Source organism: Burkholderia multivorans ATCC BAA-247 (genome assembly GCF_000959525.1).
GTDB lineage: Bacteria > Pseudomonadota > Gammaproteobacteria > Burkholderiales > Burkholderiaceae > Burkholderia > Burkholderia multivorans.
On sequence record NZ_CP009831.1, the window covers coordinates 686,993 to 699,317 of the forward strand.

Below are 12,325 nucleotides of genomic sequence, written 5' to 3' on the forward strand. Positions count from 1 at the left end.
CATCGAATGTCGCGTCCCTCCGTCGCGTACGCAGGCCGCCGGCCTGCACCGGCGCGGCTTCGCGAGCCGTCGAGCGTTTTCGCGCGTCCGTGCGTCGCGCGCGCCACAGGGATAACACCCAGCTAGCGGTGCGCGCGCGGCCTCGCTATACCGTTGAAACAAAGGCGCCGTACCCGTCGCGCGATTGCTGCGCGAGGGGATTCTATTCGGACTGAAATGCGGCCATTATGTCGGTTCGATCGAGGTCCGCCGTGCGCGGCGACGAGCCGGCGCGCGATACCAACGCCAAGCGGGGAACAACGATGGTTGCAAGGTCACCCGATGCAAACCGGAACGCGGAGCCGGACATGCCGCCGGTCTCCGTTACCGCCCCGGAGGCCGGCCGCAGGCTGTTCGCGATCATGCGCACGCCCGACGAGCCGTTGCTCGCGCAACTGCGCGGGCTCGGCTGGGAGGTGTCGGTCGCGAAGACGGCCGGCGCCGCGCAGAACATGACGTCCGGCGTCGGCATCGCGGCCGGGCTGATCGATTTCTCGGGGTTCACGTCGCGCGACTATCCGGCACTGAAAGCGTGCCTGAGCCAGCCCGCGATCGGCTGGATCTCGATCGCGCAGGCCGGCGTGACGATCGGGCCGGCCGTGCGCGAACTGATCCGCAGCTACTGTTTCGATTACGTGACGCTGCCGCTGCCGTACGAATGGATTTCGCACGTGCTCGGCCATGCGCGCGGGATGGCTGCGCTCGATCGCGTCGACGGCGCCGCTTATGCGGCGTCGATCGGCGAGCACGGGATGATCGGCAACTGCGAGGCGATGCAGCAGCTGTTCAGCACGATCCGCAAGGTCGCGAAGACCGACGCGAGCGTGTTCATCTCCGGCGAATCGGGCACCGGCAAGGAGCTGACCGCGCTCGCGATCCACGAGCGCTCCGGCCGCGGCAAGGGCCCGTTCGTCGCGATCAACTGCGGCGCGATTCCGCATCATCTGCTGCAGTCGGAGCTGTTCGGCTACGAGCGCGGCGCGTTTACCGGCGCGACGCAGCGACGCGCGGGCCGCATCGAATCCGCGAACGGCGGCACGCTGTTTCTCGACGAAATCGGCGACATGCCGGTCGAAAGCCAGGCGAGCCTGCTGCGCTTCCTGCAGGAAGGCCGGATCGAACGGCTAGGCGGGCACGAGTCGATCGCGGTCGACGTGCGGATCATCTCGGCGACGCACGTCGATCTCGACGGCGCGGTCGAGGCCGGCCGCTTCCGCGCCGACCTCTATCACCGGCTGTGCGTGCTGCGCATCCACGAGCCGCCGCTGCGCGCGCGCGGCAAGGACATCGACATCCTCGCGCACTACGTGCTGCAGAAGTACAAGGCCGACAGCGGCCGCAAGATCAGCGGCTTCACGTCGGCCGCGCTCGACGCGATGCGGCGCTACGAATGGCCGGGTAACGTGCGCGAGCTGATCAACCGCGTGCGGCGCGCGATCGTGATGGCGGAGAGCCGGCTGCTGACGCCGCACGACCTCGGGCTCGACACGCCGGGCGAAACCGAACCGGTGACGCTCGAGCAGGCGCGCGCGCTTGCCGAGCGCGTCGCGATCGAGAATGCGCTGCTGCGCAACGATCATCGCATCAACAAGGCCGCGGCCGAGCTCGGCATCTCGCGTGTGACGCTGTACCGCATGATGATCGAACACGGGCTCAACGATCACGACAACGCCGTCGATCACGGCGAGAACGGCGGTAAGGACGCGACGCCGCCGGACGACGCCGGTCATTGCCGCGTCGGCTGAACGGTGCGGGCGCCGCAGCGGGGCGCCGCAGCGGCGGGCCGCCGCGCGCATGTAAAGCCGATGAAACATTTCCTGCAGGCACAGGCGCGCGTTCGCTTCGTCGTCGCATGAAACGCGCGGCGAACGCGCGCGCCAAATGGGCGCGAACCGGCTGCCCGCCTTGTCGCACAACGCGCGCCCGCTGTACGCGCGGCGCGCGCCGCCCGGTCGATGTTTCAGATCCGCAACCTTCCGCGCAGGCGAGCGATGCTCGCCGTGCGCCGTGTCGCGCGCACCCTTGTGCGCACGGCCGCGCGCGGCGCTGGCCCGCTCCTTGCAGCGATGGGCGTGCGAAAGTCGACGACGCGCCGCGCGTCCGGTCCGGCAGCGAACGCTGCCGTGCCGGGCCGCGCAGGTCCGCGGGGATGCGCGTCGGGCGCGGCGAAGCCGCCGCGTCCGGCCGACACGGACCGTCGTCGGGCGATCGTCGGAGCGCCGGCATCGTATCGAGCCGGTCGCCGCAACAAGCCAGAGACCAGAACGGGGTAGAAAAATGAACGATCGCCACACGCCGCGGCCGGCAGGCCGCGATCGCAGTGAGTCGGGGCATCGCCGGTCGGCCGTGCGTGTGGCGGCCGGCCGGCATGCGCCGACGGGCCATCTGTCCGCACCGCGTGCGAGGCGGATCCGGCTGAGCGCCGGTCATCCGCGGCGGGGCGGCGCTTTTCCGTTCGCGAGCCGGCTCCGCAAGGGGATGTGCGCGCGGGCGCCGATGCCGAGGCGCCCGCTCTTCGCGTACTGACGCCGTCGCGACGCGCGGCGGCGGCTGCGCGTCAGCCGCCGTAGATATCGAAGTCGAAGTACTTCGACGCGAGCCGCTTGTACGTGCCGTCCTTGACCATGTCGAGGATCGCGCGGTCGATCTTCGCCTTCAGGTCGGTGTCCTCCTTGCGCAGGCCGATGCCCGCGCCGATGCCGAGCACCTTCTCGTCGACGAGCTCGGGCCCGACGAACTGGTAGCCCGCACCGCGCGGCGACTTCAGAAAGCCGATCGCGGCCTGCACCTCGTCCTGCAGCGCGGCGTCGAGGCGGCCGGCCGTCAGGTCCGCGTAGACGCCGTCCTGGTTCTGGTACGACACGACGTTCGCGCCTTGCTTCGCCCAGTACGCCTTCGCATACGCTTCCTGCGTCGTCCCCTGTTCGACGCCGATCGACTTGCCCTTCAGCGATTCGGCCGTCGGCAGCAGCGGCGAGCCCTTCTTGACGACGAGCCGCGTCGGCTGGTTGTAGATCTTCGTCGTGAAGCCGATCTGCTGCGCACGCTGCGGCGTGATCGACATCGACGACAGCACCGCGTCGAACTTCTTCGCCTTCAGCGCGGGGATCATTCCGTCGAAATCGTTCTCGAGCCAGACGCACTTCGCCTTCAGGCGCGCACAGATCTCGTTGCCGAGGTCGATGTCGAAGCCGACGAGCTTGCCGTCGGGCGCCTTCGATTCGAACGGCGCGTAGCTGGCGTCGGTGCCGAAGCGGATCGTGGTCCAGTCCTTCGCGACGGCGGGGCCTGCGGATGCCGCGAGCAGGGCGATCGAAACGGCGGCAATCAGTCTCTTCATGATGGTTCCTTCACGGGGTCCTTCCGGTTCGGGGCGACACGGTTTCCGCGGACCGGCGCCGCATTGCCGGCGCGTGATCCGTGCGGCCATTAACGCAGAAAATAAAATCCGAGTCCAGAATGGACAAAAAATATCGTCTACATGTGCGACCGCTCGACGCTGCGCGGTCGCGCGCGGGTCTCGACCCTTGCAAAAATACGAAAATGGACTAGTCTTGTTAGTGAATTCGTTTTGAGACTAACGATCATGTCACAACCCGCGTACGATCCGCATTCCGCGTTGCCCCAAGCGTCCGTCGCGCAGATGTCCGCCGCCGGCCTGCGTGCGTTTTTCAACATCGCGCGCGACTGGGGGCTGACGATCGACGAGCAGATCGTGCTGCTCGGCTCGCCCGGCCGCTCGACGTTCTTCAAGTGGAAGTCCGCACCGGACGCCGCGCGCGTGCCGCGCGATACGCTCGAGCGGCTGTCGCTGCTGCTCGGCATCTACAAGTCGCTGCAGATCCTGCTGCCGCAGCCGGCCGCGGCCGATGCGTGGGTCAAGCGGCCGAACGACGCCGCGCCGTTCGGCGGCAAGCGCGCGCTCGACCGGATGCTGGCGGGCAATGTCGGCGATCTGGTCGCGGTCCGGCAGTATCTCGACGCGATGCGGGGTGGCTGGGCGTGACGAGCGCGACGGACACGACAACCTGGCCGACGACCACGCTCGACTGGGCGCCCGCCTATCGCGTGATTCCCACGCGCTTTCCCGCGATCAACCTGTTCGACCGCGTCGCCTCGGCCGAAGACTTCGACGCGCTGTACGCGCTCGAATCGCTGACGAACGACCGCATCCGCAACGAAGTCGGCACGCTCGAGCTCGTGCCGCCCGGCGAACGCCGCTACGGGCAGGGCTGGGGGCCGATCATGGCCGCGTTCACGCATCTGAATCCGCAAGGCAGCCGCTTTTCGGACGGCAGCTACGGCGTGTTTTACTGCGCGCGCGGACGCGACACCGCGATCGCGGAAACGCGCTATCACAGCGCGCTGTTCCTCGCGGCGACGAAGGAGCCGCCGATGCGTCAGCAGATGCGGCTGTACACGGTGATCGCGCGCGGCGACGTGGTGGACGTGCGCACCTGGCCGCAGCGCGATCCCGCCTTGCTCGATCCGCTCGACTACAGCGCGGGGCAGGCGCTCGGGCGCGCGGTGCGCCGCGCGGGCGGGCTCGGGATCGTCTATCCGTCGGTGCGCGATCCGCACGGCGAATGCCTGGCGGCATTTCGCACGACGCTGCTGCGCGACTGCCATCACGCGGCGTATCTCGAGTACAACTGGAACGGCTCCGCGATCGACGCGGTGTTCGAGCTGAATCAGGTCGGGTAGGTGCGAGCATGCGGACGTCGCGCCGCCCGTGCATTCGATGCGGTGTGCGCGTCGCGGTGTCCGGCCGGGCAGCCTGCGGCCGTCACGGCAGCGGCCACGCGGCGGCGCCGCGTTCGCGTGCGGCGGCCTGCGTGATCGACCACGTCTGTCCCGTGCGCGGCTCTGCGAGCGTCAGTCGGCCGGCCGGTGCGAACGCACCCGTATCGATGAACCATTGCGCGCCGATCCGCTGCGGCGCGCGCACCGGCGTATGGCCGCTGCAGGTCAGCGACAGGCCGGCCTGCCAGCCGGGATCGACGAGTCCCTGCACGAGATCGCGGCCCCAGATCAGCCGCTCGCGCACGTCGGGCGGATAGTCGCCGGTATCGAGATCGGCGTCGGAGCCGAAGAATTCCGCATGCAGCACGTTGAAGCGCGTCGCGCCTTCGCCGATCACGCGCACGAGCGGCAGCGCGTCGACGCGCGCCGCATATGCGCGCAGCCGCTCGGGCGGCAGATCGGCGCCCCAGTCGCCGCCGATGCCGCGCCATGCGTCGGCCGGCAGCTTGCCGCGCGCGACGAGGCTCAGCACTTCTTCGTGATTGCCGCGCACGACGTGACACCACGGGCGATCGAGCAGTTCGAGCGCGATCTCGGATGCCGGCCCGCGGTCGACCAGATCGCCGACCGAGAACAGCCGGTCGCGCGCCGGATCGAAACGCACGTCGCGCAGCAGCGCGCGCAGCGCATCGACGCAGCCGTGCAGGTCGCCCACGACGAAGTCGCGGCCCGCGATGTTGGCCGGATGACGGTGGAGGAGGGCGGAAGCGCTCATGCCTTTATCTTAGGGCGTGTTTACGGATGGCACGCACACGCGAATGCCCGAAATCGGTCGTAGTGCAAGTCGTGAGGCGTGCCGTTTCGTCGTGCCGAAGAGGCAGCGGGCGACGTCGCCGTACGGGCGATCACCGGCATTCTCGTGGAATGAGGTTCGAGTCAGGCGTTGCCGCGAGAACGGCCGCTCGCCGCGTCGCGCCACGCGAGCGACCGTTCGCCTCGCAACGCATGCGCGTTCCAGATGAAAACAGACCGCGGGCGCAGACGGTCATCGCCACGTCGCGGCGGAATGGCGATAATCGGGGACGGCCGGCGACCCGCGCGGCTCCCTTTCCGTTCGCTTTCGCTCTCGCATGATGACGCTCTATCCGCAGGTATTGCGCAACCGGCCGCGGCTCGTATCGGCCTTCGTCGCCGGTGCGCTGGCCGCGCTCGTGCTGCCCGCTTCGACGCGACCCACCGCACGCGCGCTGATCGGCTGGGACTGTGCGATCTGGCTGTATCTGCTGCTGATGTGGGGGCGCATGGTGACCGCGCATCATCACAAGGTGCGCGAGATCGCGATCCGCGAGGATCAGAGCGCGACGACCGTACTGACCGTCATCTGTCTCGCGACGGTCGCGAGCGTCGCCGCGATCGCGATCGAGCTCGCGACCGTGAAGAGCGTCGGCTTTCGCGCGGGCCTCGGCCACTACGCGGTCACGGCCGCGACGCTGTTCGGCGCGTGGTTTCTGATTCCGACGATCTTCACGCTGCACTATGCGCGGCTCTATTACGGCTCGCCGAGCGGCGACCGCGTGCTGCGCTTTCCGGACCGCAGCATCGAGCCCGACTACTGGGATTTCCTGTACTTCTCGTTCACGATCGCAGTCGCATCGCAGACGGCCGACATCTCGCTCGCCGGCCGCTCCGCACGCCGCGCGGTGCTTGCGCAGTCGATCCTGTCGTTCTACTTCAACATGGCCGTGCTCGGGCTGTCGATCAACGTCGCGGCCGGTCTGCTGAGCTGACGCGCGCAACCGTCGCGACGCCGCCGCGCGTGCGTCGCCGGTTCAGCGCCGGATCGCGACCCACGCGCCCCAGAACAGGCTCGCAAAGAAGCGCACCGGCGCATCGAAGCCCGCCTCGCGCAGCAGATCGAACACGGCGTCCTCGGACGCGGGCGGATCGGCACCCTGCAAGATCTTCGCGAGCTGCGCGCGCACCGTGTCAGGCGCCGCGCCATTCATGCGCCAGCGCTGCTGCCACGCGTCGAGCAGCTGCGGATGATCTGCATAGCGGCGGTAGTTGCCGGCGATCGCGAGCGGTGCGCCGGGCTTCAGCCGGCGCGCGATCGCGCGCAGCAGCGCCGCTTTGGCCGCGTCGCCGGGCACGTGGTGCAGCACGCCGATCAGCGTCGCGCCGTCGAACGCGGGCGTATCGGGCAATGTGTCGACGCCGTCTTCGACGAACTGCGTGCGAGCGGCGAATCCTGCCGCGTCGACGTTCGTGCGTGCAAGCGCGAGCATCGGCGCGGACGGATCGACCGCGGTGAAGCGCCAGTGCGGCTCGAGCGCGGCCGTCACGCAGATTTCCTGGCCCGTACCGCCTGCGCCGGCGACGAGGATATGCGCATCGCGTGCGCCGATCGTCGCGGCGAGCACGCACGCGGCCAGTTCGTGGCATGCGTCGTAGCCGGCGAGCGCGATGCGCGATTGCGTGGCGTATTCGTGGGCGCGGGCCGGGTCGAATTTGGCGGCGCTGGCGGGAAGCGACATGGCGGGTCCTTTTCGTCGGGAGCGGCGCGCGCGGATGCGCGCACGGTCCGTGAAGCGTACGGACGCGCGGTGCGGGCAACAAGGCGTGCCGCGATTCCGGTATGCGGACTACCCGACTCGCACGGCGCGCGCGAGCATGAGCGTGCCCCGCGCCGCGCACGCTCATGCTCGCGGCATCGCCTGCTTCAGCATCGCCCGCTCCCAGCGTCGCCCGCTCCCAGCGTCGCCCGCCTCCCAGCGTCGCCCGCCTCCCAGCGTCGCCCGCCTCCCAGCGTCGCCCGCCTCTACAGGGTCGATTCGCATTTAAAAATGTGCTCGGTCGATACGTCGCCTGCACGAAATCGGCGCATACTTTTTTCTCTTCCCTCCGGCCCGGCCGTCGCATGCCGGGCCTCGTTGCGCCGCGCCGACGGCGCCGTCCTGCCGCTCGGCATGCGCGAGGAGCGCACGATGTCCGATTGTCCGCACGATCCGTATGCGCAGCATTACAGCTACTGCCTGCCGTTCGGCGCGCAACCCTGCGGTGTCGGCTGTACCGCGCCGCGCACGCACTTTCGCGTCTGGGCGCCGGGCAGCACGCACGTCGATCTCGAACTCGATACCGGCAGCGGCCCGACCACGATCCCGATGAACGCGGCCGGCCGCGGCTGGTTCGAGATTTTCGCCGCCTGCGGCGCCGGCGCGCGCTATCGCTATCGGCTCGACGGACGACTGTCGATTCCCGATCCCGCGTCGCGTTCGCAACCGGACGGGCTCAACGGCCCGAGCGAGGTGGTCGATCCGCGTGCATTCACGTGGCGCAATGCGTTCTGGCACGGGCGCGCATGGGAGGACATCGCGCTGTACGCGATCCGTCCGCACGCGGTGGGCGGCTTCGACGGCGTGCGACGTCGTCTGCCGGCGCTCGCGCGTCTCGGCGTGACGGCGCTGGAGCTGCTCGCGTCGCCGCACGACAGCCTGCCGTTCGCGCCGCTCGCGGCCGAAGGCGGGCCCGACGCGCTGAAGGCGCTGATCGATGCGGCCCACGGTTTCGGGCTCGCGGTCCTATTGGAGCTCGACTATGCGCGCTTCGGCAGCGGCACCGACGCACTGCGCCATTACGCGGCGCCGTTCTTCCATCGGCGCGACGATCCGCGCGAGGCGCCGCCGCTCGCGCTCGATCATCCGGACGTCTGCGACTTCTTCTGCGACAACGCCCTGTACTGGATCCACGAATATCGCTGCGACGGATTGCGGCTGCGCGATGCGGACCGGATCGGCACGTCGTGGCTGTGCGAGATCGCCGACCGCGTGCGCGCGGCCGTGCCTGCCGACCGGCTGATCCATCTCGTGCTCGGCAGCGAGCGGCATCCGGTGCACCTCGCGGACACGCATTTCGATGCGCAGTGGAACAGTTGCGGCGAACGTGCGCTGCATCGCCTGACGGGCGGCGACGTGCCGCATCACGAAGGCATCTCGACGCATCAGTCGATCCATACGCTCGCGCGCGCGCTGACGGCGGCGGGCGCGGCGTTCCAGCCGCGTCCGTCCGGCGAGGCGATGGCGGGCGACGGATTGTCGCTGACGTCGCTCGTGCTGTCGGACGGCGCATGGCGGCACGGCGAATCGGAGCGCGCGGCGGGGCTGGCCGCGCTCGGGCTGTCGCTGCTGACGCCGCAGATCCCGCTGATCTTCGACGAAACCGCGCGCGACGCGGAGCGCGCGCATTTCGTGCAGTCCGCGCTCGCGGTGCGCGCGAAGCTGATCGCGCCGCGGCTCTCGGACTGCCGGCCGCAGTTCGCGCGTGCGCTGCGCTCGGGCAGCAGCGGCGACGCGGACGCGCTGCTCGCCTCGTGGCGGCTCGCGGACGACGAGACGCTGAGCCTCGCGCTGAACCTGTCGCCCGATCCGGTGCCGTTCGACGCGCCGGCCGGGCAGGTCGTGTTCGAGACGCCGCCCCGTGCGCGCGACCGGATCGACGAAGGCGAACTGCCGCCGTATTCGCTCGTCGCATGGCTGACCGGCGACGTGAACCGCTACGCGCTGACGCACGATGCGAGACGCATCGACTTCGGCATGACGGTGCGTGCGCCGCGTGCCGGCCTGAATGCGTGAGCCGATGATAGGACGTCGAACGGGCGGCCCTTGTGCGGGGCCGTGTATTGCTTACCAGAAGCCGCGAATACCCGCGATTCCGTATGCGTGATGGCGGCGCGCTTCGTCGAGATGCGCGTGCGTCATGCCGCCGAGCGCGTAGACCGGCATCGCGGCGTGAGCGGCCCACGCGCCGAACTGCGCCCAGCCGAGCGTCGGTGCGCCCGGATGGCTGAGCGTCGGCAATACCGGCGACAGCGTGACGAAGTCGGCGCCCGCGCCTGCGGCGAGCCGCAGATCGCCTGCGTCATGACAGGCGGCGGATAGCAGCCGCTCGGCCGGCAGCGGCCGCTGCTGCGTCGCACGCAGCGTCGCGCCGTCGAGATGCCAGCCGGCCCGTTCGAACCGCAGCACGCCCTGCGCGTCGATCGGCCCGTTCAGCATCAGCTGCGCGCCGGCGGCCTCGCAGCGCGCGAGCGCGTCGGCCGCGAGCCGCGCGAACGTCGCCGCATCGAACGACTTCACGCGCAGTTGCACGAGCGTGTCGCCGCGCGCGAGCACGGCGGACAGCCGATCGAGAAATGCGTCGCAATCGGCCGCCGACGCGGAAGCCGGCTCCGGCGTGATGACGTAGCGGCGCGGCAGCGCGGGCTTCATCGCGCGCGGCGCTGCGAGGCCGTCATTCGTCGGCCTCCTTCGCGACCTTCGGATACACGCGCACGAGCACGATGCGCGGCCCGTTCATCTTCTTCACGACGACGTCGAAGCGGTCGAACGACACGCGCTGCCCTTCCGACGGCAGGTCGTTCAGCGCCTGGATCACGAGACCGCCGACCGACTCCGCGCGCCCTTCGTCGATGTCGATGCCGAGCGCCTGCTCGAGCGACACGACGGGCAGGCTGCCTTTGCCCATCAGCGTGCCGTCGTCGAGGCGCGTCCAGTCCGCATCGCCCTGACGGAACTCGTCGTGGATTTGCCCGACGAGCGCGCCGAGCAGGTTGTCGAGCGTCAGAAAGCCGATCGGCTTCTCGCCCTTGTTGCCGACCAGCGCGAAGTGCGGTGCGCCCCTGCGGAAGCGGCGGAACAGATCGAGCGCGGGCATGTCGGGCTGCACGTACTGAACCGGCCGCACATAGTCGGACAGATCGTCGAGCGCCGCGCCCGCGTGCCGCGCGAGCAGCAGGTCCTTCAGATGGATCAGCCCCGACACGCGTTCGCGCGACGCGTCGGTGAACAGCGGATAGCGGCTGAAGCGGTGCCGCGCGACGATCTCCATGTTGTCGGGCAGCGGCAGATCGCGGCGCAGGCCGATCATCTCGTGGGCGGGCCGCATCAGGTCGGACACCGTCATCGACGAGAAATCGAGCGAGTGCGCGAGCGTATTCCACTCGTCGTTGCTGTACGCGCCGCGCCCGGGTTGCGCGGAATTGCCGGCCGTGCTGCGGCGGCTGCGCAGGATCAGCTTCAGCTCGTCGGTCGAGTAGTGCGCATCGCCGCCGTGATCGGCCGACAGGCCGGCCAGTCGCAGCACCGCGTTCGCGCTGGTGTTGAGCAGCCAGATCGCCGGATACATCGCCCAGTAGAACGCGTAGAGCGGCAGCGCGACCCACAGTCCGACCTTTTCGGCCTGGCGGATCGCCATCGACTTCGGCGCGAGTTCGCCGACGACGATATGCAGGAACGAGATCAGCGAGAACGCGAACACGAGCGAGATCAGGTGCACGACGCGCTCGGAATGTACGCCGAGCACGTCGAGCAGCGGACCGATGAGCTGCGCGAACGCCGGTTCGCCGATCCAGCCGAGGCCGAGCGAGGCGAGCGTGATGCCGAGCTGGCAGGCGGACAGATACGCATCGAGGCGGCCGTGCACGACGCCGAGGATGCGGCCGCGCAGGCCGTGCTTGCGCGCCAGCGTCTTGACGCGCGTCGCGCGGAGTTTGACGAGGCCGAATTCGGCCGCGACGAAAAAGCCGTTGAGGGCTACCAGGAACAACGCGCCGATCAGCGCGAAGATCTGTAACAAGGAATCGCTCCGGTTGTGTCAGGCCCGTCAGTATAGAGCCTGAAAGGCAAGCGTAATGTGTCGGGCGCGCCGCTTCGCTCAGGCCGGCGTGCCGGCGCGCAGGCCGAGCGTGATCGCGACGGTCGCGCCGTCGACGAACGGATCGTGCGCGAACGTGCCGTCGTGCGCGAGCGCGACGCGCTGACAGATCGCGAGCGTCCACGCGACGCGCTTCGCATCGCGCTCGCGCAGCATCTCGCGGCGCGCGAACGATTCGAGCATGTGCGGCAGCGCCGGATCGACGAGTGCGGCCGCGTCGACGCTGCCCAGCACGCGCACGACGTAGTGCGCGCCTTCGCGCGTGCACGCGAACGTCACGCGGCTGCCGGCCGCGCTCGCTTCGACGGCGACCGTCAGCATCGTCCAGAGCGCCTGCGCGATGCGTTCGCGATCGGCGCACAGCGACGGCGCGTCGTCTGGCAGCGTCGCGTCGATCGTCACGCCGCGCGCATCGGCGAGCGCGAAGCGAACGAGCGCGAGCGTATCGTCGAGCAGCGGCCGCAGCGCGAACGTTTGCGGTGAAACGGCGAGCGTGCGCGTTTCGGCGCGCGGCGCATCGAGCACGTCGTCGATCAGCTTCACCTGCTGCTCGATGCCGGTGCGGATGCCGGCGAGTGCGCGCTGCAGATTCGGATCGGCATTCGCGAGCTGGCGCTCGAGCACGTATCCCCAGCTGTGCATCGCGTTGAGCGGGCTGCGCAGATCGTGCGACGCGGTGGACAACGCCTGGTCGCGCAGGAACAGCGCGGCCTGCGCGGCGTAGTGCGCTGCGCGTTCGCGCAGCAGGTCGGCAACGGGATCGACTGAAACGGACATGAACGGGGCAGACCTGTCGGAAGCGGTGAGCGGGGACATCCCGCAAAGCGTCATTATA

Annotated in this window: 11 protein-coding genes; 5 read left to right on the plus strand and 6 right to left on the minus strand. The window is 69.5% G+C overall.

The genetic code is table 11. From position 1 onward, the window contains the following. Positions 1-302 precede the first annotated feature (302 nt). Complete coding sequence (locus NP80_RS05375; RefSeq protein WP_035487925.1) at positions 303-1,784, plus strand: sigma-54 dependent transcriptional regulator; 1,482 nt, start codon at positions 303-305, stop codon at positions 1,782-1,784. Between the two features lie 812 nt (positions 1,785-2,596). Here the strand turns inward: NP80_RS05375 and NP80_RS05385 are convergent. Next, positions 2,597-3,379: an ABC transporter substrate-binding protein gene (locus NP80_RS05385; protein ID WP_006410400.1), complete on the minus strand. Its 783-nt coding sequence runs from the start codon at positions 3,377-3,379 to the stop codon at positions 2,597-2,599. Between the two features lie 246 nt (positions 3,380-3,625). Between NP80_RS05385 and NP80_RS05390 the strand changes: the two genes are divergently transcribed. Together NP80_RS05390 and NP80_RS05395 are read left to right on the plus strand one after the other, a co-directional pair. Next, the gene (locus NP80_RS05390; RefSeq protein WP_006399412.1) at positions 3,626-4,045 is read left to right on the plus strand and encodes an MbcA/ParS/Xre antitoxin family protein; all 420 of its coding nucleotides are present in this window, start codon (positions 3,626-3,628) and stop codon (positions 4,043-4,045) included. After that, the gene (locus NP80_RS05395; protein ID WP_006404160.1) at positions 4,042-4,743 is read left to right on the plus strand and encodes an RES family NAD+ phosphorylase; all 702 of its coding nucleotides are present in this window, start codon (positions 4,042-4,044) and stop codon (positions 4,741-4,743) included. The genes NP80_RS05390 and NP80_RS05395 overlap by 4 nt, the downstream gene beginning before the upstream one ends. Positions 4,744-4,825: 82 nt before the next feature. Here NP80_RS05395 and NP80_RS05400 read toward each other — a convergent pair whose 3' ends face one another. Next, positions 4,826-5,557 carry a metallophosphoesterase gene (locus NP80_RS05400; RefSeq protein WP_006410393.1) on the minus strand — a complete coding sequence of 244 codons (732 nt, stop codon included), beginning with the start codon at positions 5,555-5,557 and terminating at the stop codon, positions 4,826-4,828. A gap of 358 nt (positions 5,558-5,915) precedes the next feature. Between NP80_RS05400 and NP80_RS05405 the strand changes: the two genes are divergently transcribed. Beyond that, positions 5,916-6,569 (plus strand): DUF1345 domain-containing protein, encoded by a 654-nt coding sequence (locus NP80_RS05405; RefSeq protein WP_012467817.1) that lies wholly within the window; start codon positions 5,916-5,918, stop codon positions 6,567-6,569. Positions 6,570-6,611: 42 nt separating this feature from the next. On the opposite strand, the gene NP80_RS05410 is transcribed toward NP80_RS05405, so the two are convergent. Then, the gene (locus NP80_RS05410) at positions 6,612-7,316 is read right to left on the minus strand and encodes a class I SAM-dependent methyltransferase (RefSeq protein ID WP_006410294.1); all 705 of its coding nucleotides are present in this window, start codon (positions 7,314-7,316) and stop codon (positions 6,612-6,614) included. A gap of 450 nt (positions 7,317-7,766) precedes the next feature. Here NP80_RS05410 and NP80_RS05415 point away from each other — a divergent pair, with 450 nt between their 5' ends. Then, complete coding sequence (locus NP80_RS05415) at positions 7,767-9,410, plus strand: DUF3459 domain-containing protein (protein WP_035946950.1); 1,644 nt, start codon at positions 7,767-7,769, stop codon at positions 9,408-9,410. A gap of 51 nt (positions 9,411-9,461) precedes the next feature. On the opposite strand, the gene NP80_RS05420 is transcribed toward NP80_RS05415, so the two are convergent. The 3 genes from NP80_RS05420 to NP80_RS05430 all read right to left on the minus strand — a co-directional run bounded on the left by NP80_RS05420 (position 9,462) and on the right by NP80_RS05430 (position 12,267). Then, on the minus strand, positions 9,462-10,046 hold the full coding sequence (locus tag NP80_RS05420; protein ID WP_006410292.1) for a thiamine phosphate synthase: 585 nt from the start codon (positions 10,044-10,046) through the stop codon (positions 9,462-9,464). Between the two features lie 22 nt (positions 10,047-10,068). Continuing rightward, positions 10,069-11,412 (minus strand): hemolysin family protein, encoded by a 1,344-nt coding sequence (locus NP80_RS05425; protein ID WP_006410293.1) that lies wholly within the window; start codon positions 11,410-11,412, stop codon positions 10,069-10,071. Between the two features lie 78 nt (positions 11,413-11,490). Further along, positions 11,491-12,267 (minus strand): sensor histidine kinase, encoded by a 777-nt coding sequence (locus NP80_RS05430; protein ID WP_006410289.1) that lies wholly within the window; start codon positions 12,265-12,267, stop codon positions 11,491-11,493. Positions 12,268-12,325: the final 58 nt, after the last annotated feature.